The sequence below is a fragment of the Williamsia sp. Y844 genome, from assembly GCF_056786475.1.
This window is the reverse complement of the sequence record NZ_JBXCJB010000001.1, coordinates 1,245,337-1,266,995: the sequence shown is the minus strand read 5'-3', so window position 1 is coordinate 1,266,995 and position 21,659 is coordinate 1,245,337. Positions and strand designations below refer to the sequence as shown.

At 63.9% G+C, this 21,659-nt stretch carries 18 protein-coding genes; 8 read left to right on the top strand and 10 right to left on the bottom strand.

From position 1 onward, the window contains the following. Positions 1–42 precede the first annotated feature (42 nt). The 3 genes from AC1TQG_RS05650 to AC1TQG_RS05640 all read left to right on the top strand — a co-directional run bounded on the left by AC1TQG_RS05650 (position 43) and on the right by AC1TQG_RS05640 (position 3,866). Positions 43–846: a GntR family transcriptional regulator gene (locus AC1TQG_RS05650; RefSeq protein WP_482135949.1), complete on the top strand. Its 804-nt coding sequence runs from the start codon at positions 43–45 to the stop codon at positions 844–846. A 149-nt stretch (positions 847–995) separates the two neighbouring features. Next, a complete protein-coding gene (locus AC1TQG_RS05645; RefSeq protein ID WP_482135948.1) occupies positions 996–2,387 on the top strand; it encodes an MFS transporter in 1,392 nt (463 codons plus the stop codon). Positions 2,388–2,546: 159 nt separating this feature from the next. Continuing rightward, the gene (locus AC1TQG_RS05640) at positions 2,547–3,866 is read left to right on the top strand and encodes a M23 family metallopeptidase (RefSeq protein WP_482135947.1); all 1,320 of its coding nucleotides are present in this window, start codon (positions 2,547–2,549) and stop codon (positions 3,864–3,866) included. 40 nt (positions 3,867–3,906) lie between these two features. Here AC1TQG_RS05640 and AC1TQG_RS05635 read toward each other — a convergent pair whose 3' ends face one another. From AC1TQG_RS05635 to AC1TQG_RS05610, 6 genes are all read right to left on the bottom strand, one after another. After that, positions 3,907–5,121, bottom strand: a complete 1,215-nt coding sequence (locus AC1TQG_RS05635) for a M20 family metallopeptidase (protein WP_482135946.1) — start codon at positions 5,119–5,121, stop codon at positions 3,907–3,909. After that, positions 5,118–6,353, bottom strand: coding sequence for an aminotransferase-like domain-containing protein (locus AC1TQG_RS05630; RefSeq protein WP_482135945.1), 1,236 nt, complete (start codon positions 6,351–6,353; stop codon positions 5,118–5,120). The genes AC1TQG_RS05635 and AC1TQG_RS05630 overlap by 4 nt, the downstream gene beginning before the upstream one ends. Before the next feature lie 22 nt (positions 6,354–6,375). Further along, on the bottom strand, positions 6,376–7,575 hold the full coding sequence (locus tag AC1TQG_RS05625; RefSeq protein WP_482135944.1) for a M24 family metallopeptidase: 1,200 nt from the start codon (positions 7,573–7,575) through the stop codon (positions 6,376–6,378). Between the two features lie 64 nt (positions 7,576–7,639). After that, complete coding sequence (locus tag AC1TQG_RS05620; RefSeq protein ID WP_482137268.1) at positions 7,640–9,109, bottom strand: NAD-dependent succinate-semialdehyde dehydrogenase; 1,470 nt, start codon at positions 9,107–9,109, stop codon at positions 7,640–7,642. Between the two features lie 35 nt (positions 9,110–9,144). Then, on the bottom strand, positions 9,145–12,177 hold the full coding sequence (locus AC1TQG_RS05615) for an FAD-binding and (Fe-S)-binding domain-containing protein (RefSeq protein ID WP_482135943.1): 3,033 nt from the start codon (positions 12,175–12,177) through the stop codon (positions 9,145–9,147). An 8-nt stretch (positions 12,178–12,185) separates the two neighbouring features. Continuing rightward, a complete protein-coding gene (locus tag AC1TQG_RS05610; RefSeq protein ID WP_482135942.1) occupies positions 12,186–13,448 on the bottom strand; it encodes an aspartate aminotransferase family protein in 1,263 nt (420 codons plus the stop codon). Between the two features lie 219 nt (positions 13,449–13,667). Between AC1TQG_RS05610 and AC1TQG_RS05605 the strand changes: the two genes are divergently transcribed. From AC1TQG_RS05605 to AC1TQG_RS05585, 5 genes are all read left to right on the top strand, one after another. Then, a complete protein-coding gene (locus tag AC1TQG_RS05605; protein ID WP_482137267.1) occupies positions 13,668–14,657 on the top strand; it encodes a D-2-hydroxyacid dehydrogenase in 990 nt (329 codons plus the stop codon). Between the two features lie 95 nt (positions 14,658–14,752). Then, on the top strand, positions 14,753–15,229 hold the full coding sequence (locus tag AC1TQG_RS05600; RefSeq protein WP_482135941.1) for a hypothetical protein: 477 nt from the start codon (positions 14,753–14,755) through the stop codon (positions 15,227–15,229). A gap of 94 nt (positions 15,230–15,323) precedes the next feature. After that, positions 15,324–16,247, top strand: coding sequence for a hypothetical protein (locus AC1TQG_RS05595; RefSeq protein WP_482135940.1), 924 nt, complete (start codon positions 15,324–15,326; stop codon positions 16,245–16,247). Continuing rightward, a complete protein-coding gene (pyrE, locus tag AC1TQG_RS05590; RefSeq protein ID WP_482135939.1) occupies positions 16,240–16,806 on the top strand; it encodes an orotate phosphoribosyltransferase in 567 nt (188 codons plus the stop codon). Before AC1TQG_RS05595 ends, pyrE begins: the two co-directional genes overlap by 8 nt. Further along, complete coding sequence (locus AC1TQG_RS05585) at positions 16,807–17,466, top strand: TrmH family RNA methyltransferase (RefSeq protein ID WP_482135938.1); 660 nt, start codon at positions 16,807–16,809, stop codon at positions 17,464–17,466. Positions 17,467–17,559: 93 nt separating this feature from the next. Here the strand turns inward: AC1TQG_RS05585 and AC1TQG_RS05580 are convergent, their stop codons facing one another. From AC1TQG_RS05580 to gad, 4 genes are all read right to left on the bottom strand, one after another. Continuing rightward, a complete protein-coding gene (locus tag AC1TQG_RS05580; protein ID WP_482135937.1) occupies positions 17,560–18,375 on the bottom strand; it encodes a tyrosine-protein phosphatase in 816 nt (271 codons plus the stop codon). Position 18,376: 1 nt separating this feature from the next. Continuing rightward, entirely contained in the window at positions 18,377–19,396 is a 1,020-nt protein-coding gene (locus AC1TQG_RS05575; protein ID WP_482135936.1) for an AraC family transcriptional regulator, read from the bottom strand. Beyond that, complete coding sequence (locus AC1TQG_RS05570) at positions 19,393–20,094, bottom strand: hypothetical protein (protein ID WP_482135935.1); 702 nt, start codon at positions 20,092–20,094, stop codon at positions 19,393–19,395. The genes AC1TQG_RS05575 and AC1TQG_RS05570 overlap by 4 nt, the downstream gene beginning before the upstream one ends. A 106-nt stretch (positions 20,095–20,200) precedes the next feature. After that, entirely contained in the window at positions 20,201–21,610 is a 1,410-nt protein-coding gene (gad, locus tag AC1TQG_RS05565; RefSeq protein WP_482135934.1) for a glutamate decarboxylase, read from the bottom strand. Positions 21,611–21,659 lie beyond the last annotated feature (49 nt).

Below are 21,659 nucleotides of genomic sequence, written 5' to 3'. Positions count from 1 at the left end.
GGGCGGCGCATGTGGTGAAACATTGACCTATCAGAGGGTGGAATGATGTCCGACCCCACAAAACCTCCATTTTCGGCCCGCCCGGAACCGGCTCGCAAGCGCTCGGCGCGTTCCCGTGTCCTCCAGCCGCTGGTGCAGGAATCGACGCCGGCGATCATTGCGCGACAGTTGCGTAATGCCATCGCGAGTGGAGATTTTCCGCCGGGCTGCCAGCTGACGGAATCCGGGCTTGCCGCCGAACTCGGGGTCAGTCGTGGCCCGCTTCGCGAGGCGATGCAGCGGCTGACCCAGGAAGGCCTGCTGGTCAGCCACCGTAACCGCGGCCTGTTTGTGATCACCATGGACGACGGCGACATACGTGACATGTATGTGGCCCGCACCGCGGTGGAACGGGCTGCGCTCGAACAGGTGATACTACGAACTCCTGATGAAGCGGCTGCGGTCCTGTCCGACTGTGTCGCGGACATGGAACGCTATGCCGACGAGCCGAACGGTCCGCAGATTGCGGACGCTGACATGGCGTTTCACCATGCACTGGTCGAACAGTCCGGCAGCCCGCGACTGTCGCGGTTGCACGAGACGATTCTGGTGGAGACCCGGATGTGCCTTGGTGCGATGCGCGGAACGTATGTGTCGGCGCAGGAACGGATCGCCGAACACCGCCGGATCGTCGAAGCGATCGAGGCGCGTGACATGAAGGTTGCCGATGATGTAATGATCGAACACATGCGAGATGGGCTCAATCGAATCATTGCCGAACCGGGTGCGGTGTCTCAGTTTCCCGGCGCGGCCATCGATCCGAGCCCCAACGTACCCGTGAACCCGCTACCGGGTTCACGTACCTGATCGGCGGCTGGCGCTGATCAACCCCCTGAGGAGGAAGTCACAGAAGACAAGATCAACATTTTTGCTCTCAAGAACCGGGAGTAGATGCTTTTGTGGGCCTCGAAGACACCGAGATTGATTGAATGTCTTCAGTTTTGAGGGAGGTATCGATGAGCCCAGATTTACAGAAAACGACGTCCGCAGTACCACCGGGTTTCCCGGATCCGGATTCGCCGGAAGGCAAGAAGCTCCTACGCAAGGCAATTGGCGCGTCCGCCATCGGCAACGCGACCGAATGGTATGACTACGGCGTCTATGCCGCGACCACCACCTATCTGACCCAGGCGTTCTTTCCTGGTGATCTCGGCACGATCGGCACGATGCTCGGCTTTGCCGTCTCGTTTGCGCTCCGTCCGCTCGGCGGCATGGTCTGGGGTCCGATCGGTGACCGGATCGGCCGAAAAGCAGTGTTGGCCATGACCATTCTGCTGATCTCCGGCGCGACCGCCCTGATCGGACTGTTGCCATCGCATGCGGTCGCCGGAGTGTGGGCCCCCATCCTGCTGATTTCATTGCGGGTGGTCCAGGGCTTCTCGACCGGTGGTGAATACGGCGGCGCCGCAACATTCATGGCCGAGTATGCGCCCGACAAGAAGCGTGGCAAATACGGCAGCTTCCTGGAGTTCGGAACGCTCGGCGGGTTCGTGATGGGTACCGCTTTCGTGCTGGTCTTGGAGCTGTTCCTCAGTGACGATCAGATGTACGAGTGGGGCTGGCGGGTGCCATTCCTGTTCGCCCTGCCGCTGGGTTTGATCGGCCTGTACCTGCGCAGTCAGATGAACGACACCCCGGTGTTCACCGAGATGGAGGACAAAGACCAGATCGAGGGTTCGCCGTGGCAGGCGTTCAAGGACCTGCTGACGAACTACTGGCAGCCCATTCTGGTGATGTTCGGTTTGGTGATCGCTCTCAACGTGGCGAACTACACGTTGCTCGCCTACCAGCCGACATACCTGAAGACCACCATCGGCATGTCCGAGAAGACCGGAACGATGGTCATTCTCATCGGTGAGCTGGCAATGATGGCCTGTATTCCGTTCTTTGGGGCCTGGTCGGACAAGATCGGACGAAAACCCATGTGGTGGGGTTCGCTGATCGGTCTCTTCGTGTTCGCGTTGCCGATGTACTGGTTGATGGGACAGGGATTCGGCTGGGCCATCATCGGTTTCCTGGTGTTGGGGCTCTTGTACATCCCACAGCTGGCGACGATCTCGGCAACATTCCCGGCGATGTTCCCCACACAGGTTCGCTACGCGGGATTCGCGATCTCCTACAACGTGGCCACGGCCGCGTTCGGTGGTACCGCGCCGCTGATCAACGACGCGGTGACGGCCAACGATGGCTGGGAGCTGTTCCCGGCCGGCTACATGATGTTGGCCTGTGCCGTCGGCATGATCGCGCTGCCGTTCTTGCGCGAGACCGCAGGCGTCTCGATTCGCGGAACGGATGTTCCCGGAGAAGAAACCGAAGTCGAGCGAAAGCTAACTGCCGATTCAGTCTGAGCGACTGACGATTTCAAACGGGGCTCGATCGCCTATTGGCGATCGGGCCCCGTTTCTCATGGATTGAATAGGCGCACCGGTGGGGGTTTCGCCCGACTTTTGATCAGCAAGAATGCCAACTGGTATGTTTCGGGCCAACTTCTAGAAACCGGAGTATTTGTGAGAGTCAGCCGCGTACCCACCATCATTGCCGCGCTTGTGGTCTCGGTCGCGTTGGTCGCGTCCGGCTGCTCGACCGATTCCGACGCCGCTGACTCGACCACAACAACCGCGCCCCCGCCTGCAGGCTCGGTCGCCGGAGTGACTGTGCCGGATGCGTTCACCGCCATCACGGTGAATACGATCGGGAACTCGCCCCTTCCGTTCCGGGGTACGGACGGCAAGTATCACATCGCCTATGATCTGCTGCTCACCAACGCCACCGCGGTACCCGCGACCCTGGACAAGATCGATGTTGTCGACGCCACTGATCCGACCAAGATAATCGCGAGCTTCTCCGGTGCAGCGCTCGTCGATCGGAATTGCGACTACGGGGACTGCAACCGGCTGCGCGACCTGCCTGCGGGCTACGTCGACAGCAATGCGATTGCGCCGCAGGAGAGCCGGGTCGTGTTCATCGACTTCGCACTCGATTCACTCGGCGACGCGCCCAAGGCTCTGCTGCATCATCTGTACGGGACCGGGTCTGCCTCACCGGCTTTCGGGGCTCCGGGACCGATCAACTACCTGACCACGCCGTTGACGCTCTCCACCGAGACCGTGCCGGTCATTTCGCCGCCGGTGCATGGCACCAACTGGATCGCGCTCAACGGATGTTGCGAGCCCGGATTTCCGCACCGCAGTTCGCTGATGTCGCTCAACGGAAAACTCAACAACAGCCAACGCTTCGCGATCGACTGGAAGCGGGTCAACGACCAGGGTGAGTTCTACACCGGTGACAAGACCAGCAACGAGAGCTACGTGGACTACGGCAGCGAGATCCTTGCCGTCGCCGATGCCACGGTGGTCTCCATACTCGACGGCCTCGACGCGAATGCGCCCGGGATCCTGCCGGCAAGTGACCCGACACTGGCGGCGAAGTTGACCGTCGAAAACGTCGACGGCAACCACGTGATCCTCGATCTCGGCGGAGGTGTGTACGCCATGTACGCGCATATGATCTCGGGATCGCTGACGGTCAAGCCCGGTGACAAGGTGACCGAGGGCCAGGTCATCGGAAAGCTGGGCAACACCGGCAACGCCAACGCGTCTCATCTGCACTTTCAGCTCATGAACGGTCCGAGTCTGCTCGGATCGGACTCATTGCCCTACGTGTTCAAGAGCTTCGACTACGACGGCCAGGTGGCGCCGCAACAGATCGCTGACGCCGACAGCTACCTGACCGGAATGTTCCTGCAGGGCAAACTCGGGAGCCCCGAACCCCGCAAGGACGAGCTCCCGTTGAACCTCGCGATCGTGGATTTCCCCAAGACCGACTGAATTCGCGCTGCAACCAAGCCGTTGACCGTGCTGAAGTTCTTCAGAGCAGGCGTAAAGCCAGTAGGGCATAGGCTTTTGCGGCTGTCACCAATTCGGTGATCGACACCGACTCGTCGGGTCGGTGGGCCTGATCGCCAAGCCCACCCGGCCCCAGCACGATGGCCGGGATGCCGAGGTCGCGACTGATGAATCCTCCGTCGCAGGCGGCTGTCCATCCGGTGATGGTGGTGCTACCGCCTGCGTCGACCACCGCTGCGGAGGCGTGGGAGACCAGCCGATGGGCAGGGTCGGTCTCGAAGCCCGGCATGGCCATGGTGACCTCGACCTCGGCAGTGATGCCGTCGCGATCGATACCCGCCTCGGTGATTGCGCTGCGCAGCCAGTCGGCGACCTCGTGAGCGTCTTCGGCGGGCATCAGCCGGCGATCGAAGCTGACGGTGGCGGTCGGTGCCACCACCGAAATACCCTGTCCGCCAGTGATGAGTCCGGTGTTCCAGCTGCCGCAGCCCAAGAGGGGATCGAGCCGCTGCGATAGCGTGCGCTGGTTGACCCGAACCAGGTCGATGATCGCGGCGGCGGCATCAATGGCATTGCGGCCGTCCGATGGCCGACCGGAATGCGCTGCGCGGCCGGTTATCCGAACCTCGAGGTACGACGCCCCGCGACAGGCGATCACGGTTTCCAGATCGGTCGGCTCGGCCACCACACATCCGGCAAAGGTGTGTGCCGGATTGCGGGTGACGAAGTCGCGGATACCGATTCCCAGATCTTCTTCATCAACCGTGCAGGCCAATTGAACCGGCCCGGGCAGCTGATGCCCCGATCGGGCGAGCGCTGCCATCGACATCAGTGCCGCTGCCAGACCACCTTTCATGTCGGTGGAACCGCGACCGTAGATGCGTCCTTCGTCGACCTGGGAGTGGAACGGAGAACGTGTCCACCCCTCACCGGCCGGCACGACGTCCGAATGCCCCAGGATCAACAGTCCGGGTCCGTCGCCGGTTCCGGTGGTGGTGGCCGTCAGATTCGGCCTTCCGGGTTCGACGTCCCAGGTCTGCACGTCGAACCCCAAGGACCGGGCGGACTGTTCGAGTACCTCGACGGTCAATTGCTCGGTGCCGCCCGGGTTCTCACCGCCGGCATCGATCAGTGACCGGGTCAGGTCGACGAGTTCTGATTCGTCGACCAGTGCCAGCACCTGCGCCTCGATGTCGGAGACGGCTGCCGACGTGGCGATACCCGAGAGGTCCGTCACGAGGCGGCCACCGCCAGATCCAGCGCGCTCTTCAGCCGGCGAACACCCACATCGATCCGGTCCGGCGTACTCGATGCAAAGCACAGTCGCAGCGCGTTTCCGAAATGTCCGGCAGGGGAGAGTGCGGGACCGGGGATGAATGCCACGCCCTGTGCCAGCGCGATCTCGAAGAGTTCGCGGGTATCGACCTCGGCGTACTTACCCGCCAGCGTGACCCACAGGAAGAAGCCGCCGTCGGGGTTGGTGGTCGAGAAGTCTTCGCCGAGATGCCTGTTCAGGGACGAGACCATGGCATCGCGCCGGATGCGGTAGAGGCTGCGCAGGGCGACGAGATGGGCATCGAGGCCTCCGCGTGAGATGTACTCGGCGACGATGTGCTGGTTCGGCACGTTGGTGCACGTGTCCATCGCCTGCTTGCCGTTGATCAGTAGCTGCCGCAACGCCGGGTCCGCGTCGACCCAGCCCACGCGCCACCCGGGAGCCAGGATCTTCGAGAACGTCCGCACCGAGAAGAGCAGCGGGTCGTCGGGGCTCAGGGTCCGGAAGGTCGGGATGTCCTCACCGGAAAACCGAAGCAGCGCATAGGGATCATCATCGATGATCACCGCGCCCCACTTGTGGGCCAGTTCGAGCAGCGCCTTGCGTCGCTCCAACGACAACGTCACGCCCGACGGGTTCTGGAAGTTGGGGATCGTATAGATGGCCTTGGGCGTGCGACCGGTGCGGGCGACGAGGTCGGGGAGCCGGTCGACAAGCATGCCCTCGTGGTCAACCGGAACCTCGAGGAGCTGCGCGCCGTACGACAACGCGGTGGCACTGCCGTTGGTGTACGTGGGGGATTCGGTGATCACCAGATCGCCGGGATCGATGAACAACTTGCAGGCCAGGTCGAGTCCCTGCATGCCGCCGGTGGTGATGACCAAACGATCCTCACTGGACGGATCCGGTGTGCCGGCAAGGTATTTCACCAGCAGGTCCAGCAATCGCGGTTCACCCTCGGAGGCCCCGTAGGTGAACGACGTGTGATCGAGGATGCTGCCTGCGATCTCGCGGAACTCGTCGGCAGGTACCGCCTCGTCGGCAGGCGAGCCCATGGCGAAGCGCACGATGTCATGTTTTTGCGCGGCGAGAAGCGATGTCGACGAATCGATCATCGACCCAACCAGATCCTTGGCCCGGTCGGCGAGTGGGAATGTGGGTGCCCCCACGAGCGGGAGTTCGGTTGCGGTCATGCGTTTTCCTCTCACTTTCCGATCAGCTCGCTTTCCTGATCAGTTCTCTGGGGAAGCTGGTGAATGTCTCCACGCCGGTGGCGCTGACGCGTACCGATTCGGACAGTTCGAATCCGTAGCCGTCCATCCACATGCCGCAGACGATGTGGAAGGTCATGTTCTCTTGGAGGAACGTTTCGTCCTCGGTGCGGATGCTGATGGTCCGCTCGCCCCAGTCCGGCGGATACCCGATGCCGATGGAATAGCCGAGCCGGGAATGCTTTTCGAGGCCATACTTCGCGAGGGTCCAGTTCCAGGTCGATGCGAGTTCGCGGGTGGCCACGCCCGGGGCGATGGCGTCGAGAACATTGTTCAGGCCTTCGGCGGTGGCTCCCGCGACGTAGTCGACGTCTTTGTCGACCGGGCCAAGGGCCACCGTGCGGGCCAGTGGGCAGTGGTATCGGTTGTGGGCTCCGCTGAGTTCCACGACCACCGCCTCACCACGGACGAACGTGCCCTGATTCCAGGTCAGGTGTGGGGTGTCGGCGGCCGCTCCGGTGGGCATCATCGGGACGATCGCCGGATAGTCGCCACCGAACTTGTCGGTGCCGGTGATCTGCGCCTGCGAGATGGCCGCTGCCGCATCACATTGGCGCACCCCGATGTCGATGGTGTCGATGGCGGCGCGCATCGCCTCCGAGCACACCATCCCGGCCTGGCGCATCAACTGGATCTCCGCATCGGACTTGACGGAACGCACCCAGTTGACGAGTTCGAAGCAGTCGACGAGCTTCCACTCGGGTATCGCATTGACCAGCGTGCGATATGCCTTGGGTGAGAAGAAGTGTGAATCCATCTCCAGCCCCACCGAGCCGCCCCGTGACGCGGGTGCGATGAGATGCCGCTGGCGCAGCGCAAATGCCACCCAGTCGAACGGATGAACATGTGGCCGGTGCACATAGTTTTCCGGGTATCCGACGATCTGCTCCGGCGGCAGCCAGGTGGTGCGGTGGGCGCCGTGGGCGTCCATCTCCCGCGCGAAGAACACCATGTCGCCGTCCATCGGCACGAACAGCATCTGCGGTGTGTAGAACGACCAGGCGTTGTACCCGATGAGATAGAAAATGTTGGCCGGGTCGGTCACGATGATCGCCGACAAACCCTGGCGGTCCATCAGGGTTCGTACCCCGGTGAGCCGGGTCTGGTACTCGGTGTCGCTGAACAACTTGGATCCGAGATACATCTGTTGGCACCTCCCTCTGCTGTCGAATCATCATGCCGCCCTGCGTTTGTCCGCTGGCGGATCGTCAGGTCCGTGGAATGGCCAGGTATTTGATCTCGAGGAACTCATCGATGCCGATCCGTCCACCCTCGCGGCCCAGGCCCGACTGCTTGACGCCACCGAATGGTGCCGCGGGATTCGAGACCAGGCCGGTGTTCAGGCCCACCATCCCGACCTCCAGTCCGGCGGACATCCGCAGTCCACGGTCGATGTCCTGGGTGAACAGATAACCGACCAGACCCCAGGGGGTGTCATTGGCCAACTCCAGGACCTCGTCTTCGGTGTCGTAAGGGATGATCGGTGCGACCGGACCGAAGATCTCGGTGCTCATCAACTCCGACTGCGGGTCGACATCGGACAACACCGTCGGCGGATAGAAGTAGCCGGCAGTCTCTGATCCATCCGGGTCCCTGCCGTCGCCGCCGCACACTACCGTGGCGCCGCGGGCTACGGCGTCGGCGACCAGGTCCCGAACCTTGTCGACCGCTTTGCGTTCCACCAGCGGCCCGACGTCGATGCCGTCTTCGGCACCGTCACCGGCCCGCAGTGCGCCCATCTTCGTGGCCAGCCGGGTCGCGAACTCGCCTGCGACGCTTCGGTGCACGAACAACCGGTTGGCCGCGGTGCAGGCCTCACCCATGTTGCGCATCTTCGCGACCATCGCACCGTCGACGGCCTTGTCGAGGTCGGCATCTTCACAGACGATGAAAGGTGCGTTGCCGCCGAGTTCCATCGATGTCCGCATCACCGTTCGGGATGCCTGTTCCAGCAGCAGTTTTCCCACTTGGGTGGAACCGGTGAAGCTGACCTTGCGGGCCAGTCCGCTGTCCATCCAGGTCTCGACAACCGAGCCCGGCTCGTCCGTGGTCACGATGTTCAGGACGCCCGCCGGTAGTCCGGCGATGGTGAGGATCTCGGTCAGCGCAAGGGCGGTCAGCGGAGTCAGTTCGGCGGGTTTGAACACCATGGTGCATCCGGCGGCGATGGCCGGACCGATCTTGCGGGTGCCCATCGCCAGCGGGAAGTTCCACGGCGTGATCAGAATGCACGGTCCCACCGGCTCTTTGGTGACAATGATGCGATTGCGGCCATCACCGGTGGTGGTGTGGCCACCATCGATCCGCACCGCCTCCTCGGAGAACCACCGGAAGAACTCTGCGGCGTAAGCGACCTCACCCTTGGCCTCGGCCAGCGGCTTGCCCATCTCGGTGGTCATGATCAGGGCCAGATCATCCTGCCGGGCGAGAATCAGTTCAAATGCTCGGCGCAGGATCTCGCTGCGCTCGCGGGGAGATGTCGCGGCCCAGGCCTTCTGATGCTTGGCGGCGCTGTTGATCGCGGCTGCGGCGTCGGCAGCTCCGCCCTTGGCGACCTTCGCGATTCGCTGACCGGTGGCCGGGTTCTCGACGTCGAAGGTCTCGCCGGACGCTGCCGGTACCCACTGCCCGTCGATGAACAGCGCGGTGGGAATCGATCCGATCAGACCGGCGGCCAGAGCCTTTCGGTCTGTACTCAGTACTGGGGACGCTGTCACGTTGTACCTCCTTCAATCGTGCTCTGTTGCGGGGTCTCGGCTGCGGATGTTGCGGGGGCGAGCAACTCGGCCAGATGCACGGATCGGACCTCGGGAACGGTTGCGTCGGTGGCGGCGAGATGCGAAACCGCCATCGCGCAACTGAATCCATCGGTCAGTACCGGCGTGTGGGCGGCTCGCGTTCGCAGGGCCGGCGCGAGAGCCTGCTCGGCCACACCCATGCTGACGTCGTAGTGGCCCTTCTCGAAGCCGAAGTTACCTGCCACGCCGCAGCAACCGTCGGCCTGGTGGACGGTGGTGGCACCGAGGCGACTCAGCACCGCGGTTTGGGTATTCGGTCCGAATGTGGCGTATTCGTGGCAGTGCGTCTGGACCGTCACCTCGGCGGGGAGTGGAATCGGTGGTTGCCATCCGTTGTCGAGGAGCGCTCCGATCTCGGTGGCAAAGCTGCGGACCCGGGCGGCAACCCTTTTGGCCGCGTCGGTGTGCACGAGCTCGGGGAGGTCCTTGCGCAGGGCGGCAGCGCAACTCGGCTCGGGGACGACGATCGGCCGGTCGGTCCCGTCGTCGAGCGCAAGTGCGGTGCGTTCGAGTACCTTTTTCGCACGTCCGAGTTGGCCGGTGGAGATCCAGGTCAGTCCACAGCAGTTGTCCGACTCGCAACTGACCGTCCGGTCGGCGCTGCCCAGCACGTCGGCGACCGCGGCCGCGACCTGCGGCCGGAATGCCCTGGTGAACGAATCGACGAACAGGACGGTGTCGGCGCAGGGATCGGTTCCGAGCCCGGACATCGAGGTCCGGACCTGTTTGCGGGTGGAGAACGCAGGCATGGTGCGCCGGGGATCGATGCCACCGGCTTTCGCGGCGACCCGGGCAAGGGGGCCGGACAGTGATTTGTTGATCAGCGGTGCCAGGGGCGCAGCGGCTTTCAGCCAGGCAGGCATCCACCCAAGCGAGTAGTGCGACAAGGGTCGCACCCGGCCCCGGTAGTAGTTGGAGAAGAACTCCGACTTGTAGGTGGCCATGTCGACCCCGACCGGGCAATCGGTGGAACAGGCCTTGCACGACAGGCACAGATCGAGGGCTTCGCGCGAATCCTCATCGCGCCAGCCTGCTTTGATGTCCGGTGCGGTGCGGACCATCTCCTGGAGCACCCGGGCGCGGCCGCGGGTGGAGTCCTTCTCGTCTCCGGTGGCGCGATAGCTCGGACACATCACGCCACCGGACGCCGATCGGCATCGCCCGACGCCGATGCATCCCTGAACGGCATGCACAAACGGGTCGAGGCCGGGTTTGCCACCGTCGGCAAGCCCGGGTGTCCCGAGATCGAATGTCGTCTTCCAGAGCCGATCCGGCACATCGGCGAGTGCGAGATTGTCGTCGATCCGATCCGGGTCGACAATGCTGCCGGGGTTGAGGATTCCGGCCGGATCCCAGATCCTCTTGAAGTCGGAGAACGCCGAGATGAGTTCGGGTGAGTACATGATCGGCAGGAACTCGGAACGCGACCGGCCGTCGCCGTGCTCACCGGAGAGTGAACCACCATGCGCGACAACCAGTTCTGCGGCCTCGGTGCAGAAGCGGCGCATCGCGGCGCGACCCGCCGTACTGCGGAGATCGAACGTGATGCGCACATGCATGCAGCCGGCACCGAAGTGCCCGTACATCACGCCGGTCAGACCATGCCGGTCGAGGAGTTGCTCGAACCCCTCGAGATACTCGGCCAGGTTCTCCGGTGCCACGGCGGAATCCTCCCAGCCGGGCCAGGATTCATAGGATCCGCCGTGTCCGCCTTCTTCGGGCGCGACGTCCTCGGGTTCGACCAGTCTCGACGAGAGTCCGGCGCCGTCCTTGCGGATTCGCCAGAGTGAGAGTCGCTGGGAGGGGTCGGGGACAGTGCGTCCGTCGACGAGACGGCCGTTGGCGCGGAGTTTGTCGAGCAGGGCCAGAGCTGCTTCCTGCGGGTCGTCGGAGACGAAGCCGGAGGCGGAGCTCGACCATTTCAACGCACTTTCTTCGTCGAGGTCGACGTAGAGCCAGGCATTTCCGTCGGGAAGGCCGACGATCGAGTCGTCGCCGCGGCGGGTTCGCATGGTCGCGACGATCCGTTCGTCGATTCCTTCGATCGCGGACGGTGCGAACTCGAGGAGGGTCGGGACGTCGCGGGCGGCGTCGACCACGTTGCGGTAGCCAAGGGCGAGTAACAGCGGGCGGCTGGCCGACGGGACCAGCCGGACGGTGGCCGAGACGACGATCGCACAGGTTCCCTCGGTTCCTACGAGTGCCCGGGCTACGTCGAAACCGTTCTCCGGCAGAAGTTTTGCGAGGTGATAGCCCGAGACCTGACGTGGTATGCGCTCCATCTCGGTCCGGATCGCGCCCAGATGCGACGACGTCAGTTCGCTTAGGCGAGTGGAGATTTCGACAGCGCGATCGGTCGCGGCAATGTCTGATGGGTCAGTGGCAACCAGTCCGGTGCGGGTCGCGGTCAGTTGCAGTCCATCCGCGGTGACCAGGTGCAGTGATTCGACGTGATCGGTGGTCCGGCCGTGGCGGACCGAATGATTGCCGCACGCGTCGTTGGCGATGGCACCGCCCAGGGTTGCCCGTGATTGGCTCGACGGGTCGGGGGCAAACGTGAGCGAGCCACCGGTGGCTTCGCGGACCTCGCCCTGCAGCGCGGTCAGGACGATCCCGGCCTGGGCGACCGCGCTGCGTTGTTCGGCGTCCACGTCCAGCGTGCGGTTCATGTGGCGCGAGAAGTCGAGGATCACCCCGGTACCGATCGCGTTCCCGCCCATGCCCGTTCCACCACCACGCGCGGTCAGGGTGAGCTCGTTGCGATGGCAATATGCCGCAACCGCCGCGACCTCGGACGCGCTACGAGGGAACACCACAACCAGCGGTCGCAGACGATAGTTCGACGCGTCGTACGCGTATTCGGTCCGCCGGCGCGATGAGGCATCGGCGCTCAGGCCGAGAGCGGTCAGGTCGGCGCAGATGTGGTCGGGGGAGGGGGCCAGATCCATGACCCCCACTATCCAAGGGTCGCGGTCAGAGCGGCTTCGAACCTGTTCAAACCGGTGGCGATCTCGTCTTCGGTGACCACCAGCGCCGGGATGAGGCGGACCACGTTGCCCATCGGACCGCAGGTCAGGGTGAGCAACCGCTCGGGTATGCAGGCCTGCTGCACGGCCGCGGCGGCAGCGGCGTCAGGTGCACCGGCGGCGTCGACGAACTCGATGCCCGCCATCAACCCGAGGCCACGGACGTTTCCGATCTCACCGAATTTCGGGGCGAGTTCGGTCAAGCCCGCCAGCATCTGGTCGCCACGCACCCGGGCGTTGTCGACCAGGTTTTCTTCGGCGATGACCTCGAGGGTCGCAACACCGGCAGCGGCCGCGACCGCATTGCCGCCGTAGGTGCCGCCCTGCGATCCGGGCCAGGCCTTGGCCATCAGCGCCTCCGGGGCTGCGATGGCCGAGATCGGGAATCCGGACGCGAGGCCCTTGGCGGTGATGAGGATGTCGGGGGTCAGGCCGTCGGTGTGCTGGTGGCCCCAGAACTTTCCGGTCCGTCCGATGCCTGCCTGCACCTCGTCGAGGATGAAGACGATGCCGTACTTGTCTGCGCGTTCGCGCAACCCGGTGAGGAATGCCGGCGGGGTGGGCAGGTAGCCGCCATCGCCGAGTACGGGCTCGATCAGGAATGCCGCGGTGTCATCGGGGGCGACGCGGGAGGCGAAGAGGTAGTCGAGTTCGCGGAGTGCGAAGTCGACGGTGGTCGCCTCGTCCCAGCCGTAGCGATAGGCGTAGGGGAACGGGGCCATGTGGACACCGCCCATCAGCGGTGAGAAGCCGGCGGAGAACCGGGTGCCGGCGGTGGTCAGGGTCGCCGCGGCGACGGTGCGTCCGTGAAAACCGCCCTGGAACACCACGATGTTGGGGCGCCCGGTGGCCATGCGGGCCAGTCGTACGGCGGCTTCGACGGCTTCGGAACCGGAGTTCGCGTAGAACACCGAATCCAGGCCATCCGGAAGATGTTCACCGAGCTTGTCGGTGAGTTCGAGCAGCGGCTTGTGCATCACGGTGGTGTACTGCGCATGGATGATCTTGCCGCACTGTTCTTGCGCTGCGGCAACCACTTTCGGATGGCAGTGGCCCGTACTGGTGACACCGATACCGGTGGTGAAGTCGAGATAGTCGACGCCGTCGGTGCCGTGAATCCACGACCCGTACGCATGGTCGACGACGACTGGTGTCGCCTGTTTCAGCGCGGGGCTCAACTTGGTGGGGCTCATTCGTACACCGTGACGCCAGATTGCAGGATTGTCAACAATTAGACAGTTGCGGTCGAGGATGTTGGGTCACTGCCCTAACGTGGCCACATGGGACTTGGCCACAACACGACTCGGCACAATGCGACCCCTCACAAGGCGACCCCTCACAAGGCGACCCCGCACAAGGCGAGTCGGCAGAACGCGACTCGGCAGGAATCCGCGAGGCGGCCGGTTGTTGCGATCGTGAGCCGCGAGGGACTGGAGGAACCCGCCAACCTGGCGCAGATCCGTGAGGTCGCCGAGGTGCGCATGTGCACCACCGCGAGCCTGGGTGCCGCACTGGCAGACGGACAAGGTGCCGATGTCCTGCTCCTCTGGGATTTCTTCTCCACGGCGCTGCGGGACAACTGGGCGCATGCGAAGGCCTTGCGGTGGGTGCACGTGTGCGCCGCAGGCGTCGACGCGATGTTGTTCGACGAATTGCGGTCGTCGCAGGTCACCGTCACCAATGCCCACGGCGTGTTCGACGGGCCGATCGCCGAGTTCGTGCTGGGTTCGATCATCGCCCAGGACAAGCAGTTCCACCGGTCCAAACGGCTGCAGCACGAGAAGCGCTGGGAACGTCGCGACACCATCCGGACAGCCGGTCGCAGTGCGCTGGTGATCGGTACCGGAGGGATCGGTCGGGCGGTGGCCCGGTTGCTGCGGGCCGCCGGGCTGCAGGTGACCGGAGCCGGGCGTACCCGACGCGTCGACGATCCGGACTTCGGGACGGTCCTGGTAACCGATGATCTCGCCGGGTATGTCGGACGGTTCGACAACGTCATCACCATCGCCCCGTTGACCGAGAAGACCACCGGGCTGATCAGCGCAGAGGTGCTGGCGGCGATGAAGCCGACCGCGCACCTGATCAACGTCGGCCGGGGTCAGCTCGTCGACGAACGTGCGCTTATCGATGCCCTGCGGTCCGGTTCTCTCGCGGCGGCGTCGCTCGATGTGTTCGAGGTGGAACCACTACCGGAGGCGAACCCACTCTGGGAGATGGAGAACGTCAACGTCTCGGCACATATGAGTGGTGACGTCGTGGGCTGGCGCGATGAACTGGCAGAGCTGTTCCTCGACAATCTGCATAGATATGCGGCGGGGGAGGCGCCGGCCAATGAGGTGGACAAGGCGGTGGGGTACGTGAGAGCCGGCTCAGGAGCGGCCGATGTGCCTGGTCGGGCGTAGGAGTTCGCCGGGTATGTGCGGGCCGGCCGACATGTTTCGCCCAGTTTGTGCCTATTCACAGATGGATCTCAGGCTGGGCTTCTATGTTCGGTCACGTGCCTGAAATCCGACCGCGCTCGACGATTGTCGTGACGTTGTTGTGTGTCGCCGGGCTGGCCGTTGCCGGCGTGGCGCTGGCCTATTGCGTCCACTTGGGCGCGCAGCGCGACGACTCCGGGAATTCCTCGGCGGAGTTCACCTACGTCCCACCGAGCCAGGCCGGATTGAACTCGACCGATGACAGCGCCGAGTCCGATGAACTGCCCGAGCAACTCAAGACCGAGCGGTCGAAGATCATGCTCTGCACGATCGACAACATCAGCGACGAGTTCCTGTCCGTCCACACCCCGGACGGGCGCAAGCACCAACTGACCCTGAGCCCGGACACTCACGTCGAATCCGCGAAGGGCAGCGAGGTGACCGACCTCGCCAAGGGTGACCTGGTGGTGGTCAGAGTGGTCAAGAGTGACGACACCACCACCGTCGACCTCATCGTCGACGGACGCGTATCGGCGTCGATACCCGACAACTGATGACAATGCGGCGCACTGCCGACCGCCGGACACCCCCGACGATTGGTGATCCGTTCACAGGTCAATCGCGGGTGCCACGGTAAGCTGAGCCGTGATGACTGTCGTCTACTTCCTGATCGCCGCAGTGGCGCTGGCCGGTGCCGTTGCACTGCTGTGGCTTGATCGTAAGCGCGTCACCGGCGTACGTCAGGAACGTGCGATCTGGGGTGACCAGCACGGGTTCACATACCGCGCAACCGATCCCGACCTCAAACACGAGTTCGTCCGGGCCGGCATGAACGTCGCCGAGCACATCGAGGTCGAGGATGTCGCCGAGGGAACCTACTACGGCGAAAAGACCCTTGTCTTCGACCTCGCCGAGACGGCCACCATCGTTGCGATCCGGCGTACCACCGCGTCCAGCGTGATCATCGATCTTCGGCACGAGAAGACCCTGGCGCCTGCCGAACCCGACATCGAACTGCTCGGTGCGATGGGCAAGCGGGTGATGTTCTCGAGCAACCTGGATGTGGCGCGGCGCGTCTGCGATCGCCGCATGGTGACGCTGGCCACCAACGCGCCCGACTACATCGAGATCCTGTGGAACGAAGGTGCCTGGTCACTGGGTTCGATGCCGGTCACCAACGATCCCGAGCGTCTCGACACCGCCCTGGAGACCGTGCGCCGCTTCACCGACCTGCTGCGGGTCCTGCCGCCGATCGTCGATCCGCAGGGTGCGCCCGACCCGCGTGATCCGTCCAGTCCGACCGGGCGATCACGCCGTGGCCTCGCCGAACCGCGGACCGAGAGCATTCGCCGCGAAGACCTCCCGCCGCGGCCATCGGGCCGGTCGTCCGGACCCGACGACCGACCCCAGGCCCGTGACGTCGATCCGATCCGCAGGCCGTCGGTGCCCCCGCGCAGCGGCGATCCCGCCGGTCGCAGCCCGCTCCCGCCGATCCGCCAATCGGGCCCGATCCCACGCCAGCCGGGCCCACCCGGCACCACCCCCCGCCGACCTGGAGGACCCGTTGACTGACCCTGTAGCCCCTGAGATCGTTCCCGCCGGTGGGCTCCTCCGGTTGGCCGAACTGGTCAAAGAGTTGGCAGTGGTTCACGGCAAGGTCACGTTGTCGTCGGGTGCCGAAGCCGACTACTACGTCGATCTGCGTCGCGCGACGCTGCACCATGAGGCCTCCGCGCTCATCGGCGCGCTCCTGCGCGAGCTGACCGCCGACTGGGATTACGTCGCGGCAGGCGGACTGACCCTTGGCGCAGACCCGGTGGCCACCGCGATCATGCATGCCCCCGGCCGTCCCATCAATTCATTTGTGGTCCGCAAGACGGCCAAAGCCCATGGCATGCAACGGCAGATCGAAGGCCCCGACATCGTCGGGAAGCGGGTGCTGGTTGTCGAGGACACCACCACCACCGGTAACTCACCGCTGACCGCCGTGCGGGCGCTGCGAGATGCCGGAGCGATCGTGGCGGGTGTGGCCACTGTCGTCGATCGCAATACCGGCGCTGACGCGGTCATCGCGGCCGAAGGCGTGGAGTACCGGTCGCTGCTCGGTCTGAGCGACATCGGCCTGGCCTGAGTGGAACAGGAAGCCGGCCCGACAGAGTGGGGTGAACCGGCCGTAGGAGTTGGTCCGTGGACCGACGAATACGGCACCGAGCCACCCACCGACCCGCGCTACGATCCGGAACTGCTCGCCACCGGTGATCGCCGCAATGTGGTTGACGCATACCGATACTGGACGCGGGAAGCGATTGTCGCCGACCTCGACACCCGGCGCCATCCGTTTCACGTGGCCATCGAGAACTTCGGCCACGACGGCAACATCGGCACCGTGGTCCGCACGGCCAACGCCTTCATGGCGCAAGCCGTCCACATCGTCGGGCGCCGCCGGTGGAACCGGCGCGGCGCGATGGTGACAGATCGCTATCAGCATGTGTTGCACCATGAATCGGTCCACGACTTGATGGTCTGGGCTCGGGAGAACCAGCTGTCGGTGGTAGCGGTGGACAACACCCCGGGCTCGGTTCCGCTGGAAACCGCGGATCTTCCGCGCGAATGCGTGCTGCTGTTCGGTCAGGAAGGCCCCGGCGTGAGCCCCGACGCGCAGGAGCAGGCCGACCTGACCGTGTCGATTGCACAGTTCGGATCGACCCGATCCATCAATGCCGGTGTCGCGGCCGGCATCGCCATGCATGCGTGGATCAGCAGGCACGCCGATCTGGATCAGGCCTGGTGATCCGCCACCGGCACCGCGAGTTGACCCTGAAGACTGTCAAATACAGTGGTGCCGAGGGAAAATAGCCCTCGCCGCCTTGCTATGTGACAGTTTTCAGGGCGATTCGATGAGGTTGGCCCGGAGAGAACGCAGGGTCGACCCGTCGATACCCAGCCCCTTTGTGAAGTAGCCTTCGATGTCGCCGAACTCGCTGTGCATCGCCTCGAATGCGGTATCGAGATAGACCTTTTCGACTCCGAGCACCGGGTGAAGGACCGACGGATCGCCACCTGCGGCTTCGAAGCCGGCAAACAACGGATGGAGCGCGGGCAGCAGCTGGTCATTGGTGAGCAGGTAGTCGCGGTAGACGTCGGATTCATCGACGCCGAGTACCGAGAGCAACGCCGCAGCAGCCCAACCGGTCCGGTCCTTGCCCGTGGTGCAATGGAACAGTGAAGGTCCTGGCTGCGCACCCGCCAAGCCGGTGAACAGGGTTTTGTAGGCTGCCAAAGCACTTGGCAGCGTGATGATCTGACGATATGTTCCGGTCATCATCTCGGTCCCGCGACCATTGCCGAGCGCCGAGCTGAGCTGGGCGACAGAGTCGGGATCGGTGAAGACCTTGCCGAGGTTTGCGAGCAGGGCCGTCGCCGAATCCGCGAGGACGTCCAGCAGCAGGTCGTTGACGCCGGTGAGTCCGGGATCAGGTGCGGCACTTCGCTCTGCCGCGGTCCGCAGGTCGTAGACGGTCTTGATCCCGAGTTGATCGAGAGTTTCCCGGCCGCTCTCGCCGAGCCGGTACAACTCGGTGGAGCGGTAGACGGTTGATCCGCGGACCCGGCCACCGTCACCGGTCTCCCAGCCCCCGAGGTCACGCAGATTGGGTACACCGGCCACGGCGTAGGGATGCCCTGCTGCCACGTTGTTCAATTCACGGCTCCTTCAAACGTAGTTCGTTCGGGCTGAGACCGAAACGCGAACGGAATCGGTTGCGCATCGTTGCCACCGACGGGAATCCCGAGGCCACCGCGACCTCGCTGATCGACAACAAACGGTTGCTCAACAGCATCTCTCGAGCGGTTTGAGCTCTGCGCTCGGCGATGATGGCGGCCAGCGAGTCGTCGGAGTCCTCGAAGTGACGATAGAGCTGACGACGACTGATGTGCAATGCCCTGGCTATCGAGTCAGGCGTGAAATCGGCGTCACAGTGGTTGCGTTCAACCAGATCGATCGCGGCCTGGCGGACAAAGAGTGTGTTGTCGTTGAGCTGATAGCGGTCGTAATTGAGTTGTGCCAGTGCGGCACGGACCAGTTCGATCGCTGCGTGCTCGGTCTCGGCGTTGGGTTCGATTGCTGCGCCCGCGGCGGTGTCGTAGGCGAACTGGCGGATGAAGGCTGCGGTCGCCCGGGAGAGCAACGTATGAGATGCGACCGGCCTGCGGGCGAACTCGGCGGTCTGACGCTGCACTCCGAGTAGGTCGAGTGGTATCACCAGTCCTGCGGGGTCGGCGATGGAATGCGTGCGTTCGACGTACGGTGCGGCATTGCTGATGATCACCAATTGCCCTGGCCGGTAGGCGTAGTCGCGAGTGCCCTGCTTGACGGAAGCGTTGCCGCGCAGCGTGTGAACCCCGACGACAAGATCTTCCGACGGTTGCTCGCGGATGAGGGCTTCGGTGCGTTCGACCAGGAAAGGGGTGTGCAGCGAGCAGAAGGTACCCATCGTGGACAGTTGCCGGACATACATCACCGAATCGAAGTCGTCGGGGTCGTCGATGTTCAACCGAACGTGCTGTCCGTAGTACGGGATACCTTCGCGACCTTTGAGCCGGATCTCATTCGGCCTGGCCGTGACTTCGGGGTCGATTCCGAGCCGTCGCTCCCAATCGGTGATCACCTGGGTCGGTAAGCCGCGGTGGACAACGGGTTCGCCCGCAGAGGTCTGCGTCATTGCATACTCCTGGATTGATCTGTCACGAACGCAGCTGCCGGAAGTCGGGTCCGGCGCGGAAGCACCAGCGCCGACGCGATCAGGAAGCACAACGCACCGATAAAGGTGCCCCAGTTCGCGATTGCGGTGTCCACGGTGACCCCGGACGTGGTGATGTATGCGCCGACCGCGGAGACCCCGAAGGCGATGCATCCGAGCAGATTCACCTGTGTGGACCACCAGTCGCTGCTGCTCGGCTTCCAGAACGTGTCGGTGTGGGTGAAGGCCACGACGAGCAGAAAGCCACTGACGAGGAAGAAGACGGAACCGCCGGCGTCGGGACTCCAGACGAGGTGCTTTTGGGACGGTATCGAGTGCGCGTCCAGTGCTGCGGTGGTGCTCACGTTGAACATCAGGGTGCCGACGAATTGGGTGGAGGCGGCGAGCCATTCGGCCCGGACCATTGTTCCCGAACCATAGGGGACCGGCGTGGTGACTGCACCACTCCGCAGCAACTGCACCAGTGCGGCGGCGGTGAAGAACCAGGCGCCAACGAAGTAGCAGATGTTGGATGCAGATGCCCCGGCCCAGGAACCGAAGCCGGGGGCAGACCCCAACGCGAACAGGAACGAGCCGATCATGAAGCCCCAGCACTGCTTTTGCAGTGTCGGGGTGAACACGACCCGATGCCAGGTGGGTGTCACAACACCAGTACTCATGACGCCAGGGCATCCTTTCCGCGAGGGGATTGCGGGTAATTCGGTGGTCAGCGAAGTCGGCCGGGAACCGTTGTCATCCAACAATTCCCGGCCGACATGTGGTAAATCAATGGCTGAAGTGTGAGCCTTCACCCACTCGCGGCATCGGTGCGGCGAGGCTGTCGAGGAAGGCCACCTCACCCTCGAGGTCACGGAGAAGGGCGTTGGCCAGGTCGAAGCTCAACCCGGCACGAACCACAATGCGCTGCACGGTCATGTCCGCCATGTCGTCGGCCATCGGATATGCCGGAACCAGCCACCCCTTCATGCGGAGTCGGTCCGAGAGATCGTAGAGATTCCAGTTCTTGGAGTGATCGTCCTTCAGGCGCCACGCGAAGACCGGGATCGTGTCACCCCTGCTGACGAGTTCGAACGGACCGATCTTTTCGATCATCGCGGAAAGGTGTTGTGCCACATCGAGGGATCCCTGCTGCACCTGGCGGAAGCCTTCGCGGCCCAGACGCAGGAACATGTAGTACTGGAGCAGGACCTGAGCGCCGGGGCGCGAAAAGTTCAGCGCCAGTGTCGGCATGTTGCCGCCGAGGTAGGAGCAATGGAAGATCATGCTCTCCGGCAGCGCCGCGGCGTCCCGCCACACGATCCAGCCCACACCCGGGTACACCAGGCCGAACTTGTGGCCGGAAGTGTTGATCGAGACAACGCGGTCGACACGGAAATCCCACTCCAGGTCAGGCTGGCAGAACGGGGCGATCATCGCACCTGATGCGCCGTCGACGTGGATCTTCACATCCAGGCCGGTATCGGCCTGGATCGCGTCGAGCGCCTTGGCGATCTGAGCCACCGGCTCGTACAAGCCGGTGTAGGTCTGGCCCATGATCGCGACCACGCCGATGGTGTTCTCGTCGACGTACTTGTCCAGTTCGTAACCGTCGAGCACCATGTGGTCGGGGCTCACGGGAACCCAGCGGGGCTCGACCTCGAAGTAGTTACAGAACTTCTCCCAACAGACCTGAACAGCGGTCGACAGAACGATGTTCGGGGATTCGGTGGACTTACCCGCGGCCTTGCGGCGGTGCTGCCAGTGCCGCTTGAGTGCGAGACCACCGAGCATGCAGGCCTCGGAGGAACCGATGGTGGACGTGCCGATGGAACTGTCGACGTCGGGCGCATGCCAGAGATCGCCAAGAATCTTCCAGCAGCGCTCTTCGATGGCGGCTGTCTGCGGGTACTCGTCCTTGTCGATCATGTTCTTGTCGACGGTTTCTGCGTACAGCTTCTTGGCCTCGTCGTCCATCCACGTACTGACGAACGTGGCCAGATTCAGCCTGGCGTTACCGTCGAGCATGGCCTCGTCATGCACGATCTGGTACGCGGTCTCCGGAAGGCTCTGCCCCTGCGGGATTTTGAACTTCGGGAGTTCGGTGGCCTCACCGGGTCGCACGAAAACCGTGTTGAGTGTCAACGAATCACCGATATTGGTGGTTTGGCGTGCATTGGTGTGCTGTTGGGGTGCCATTGATTCTCCTGATCTGATCCGGGCTCGGGCTCGGGCTCGCAATATGTTT

Bases quoted from the DNA above. Each gene is read 5' to 3' on its own strand.
- AC1TQG_RS05650 (WP_482135949.1), top strand. From the start codon at position 43: ATGATGTCCGACCCCACAAAACCTCCATTTTCGGCCCGCCCGGAACCG.
- AC1TQG_RS05645 (WP_482135948.1), top strand. From the start codon at position 996: ATGAGCCCAGATTTACAGAAAACGACGTCCGCAGTACCACCGGGTTTC.
- AC1TQG_RS05630 (WP_482135945.1), bottom strand. From the start codon at position 6,353: ATGACCGCAACCGAACTCCCGCTCGTGGGGGCACCCACATTCCCACTC.
- AC1TQG_RS05625 (WP_482135944.1), bottom strand. From the start codon at position 7,575: ATGTATCTCGGATCCAAGTTGTTCAGCGACACCGAGTACCAGACCCGG.
- AC1TQG_RS05615 (WP_482135943.1), bottom strand. From the start codon at position 12,177: ATGGATCTGGCCCCCTCCCCCGACCACATCTGCGCCGACCTGACCGCT.
- AC1TQG_RS05610 (WP_482135942.1), bottom strand. From the start codon at position 13,448: ATGAGCCCCACCAAGTTGAGCCCCGCGCTGAAACAGGCGACACCAGTC.
- AC1TQG_RS05595 (WP_482135940.1), top strand. From the start codon at position 15,324: ATGACTGTCGTCTACTTCCTGATCGCCGCAGTGGCGCTGGCCGGTGCC.
- AC1TQG_RS05575 (WP_482135936.1), bottom strand. From the start codon at position 19,396: ATGACGCAGACCTCTGCGGGCGAACCCGTTGTCCACCGCGGCTTACCG.
- AC1TQG_RS05570 (WP_482135935.1), bottom strand. From the start codon at position 20,094: ATGAGTACTGGTGTTGTGACACCCACCTGGCATCGGGTCGTGTTCACC.
- gad (WP_482135934.1), bottom strand. From the start codon at position 21,610: ATGGCACCCCAACAGCACACCAATGCACGCCAAACCACCAATATCGGT.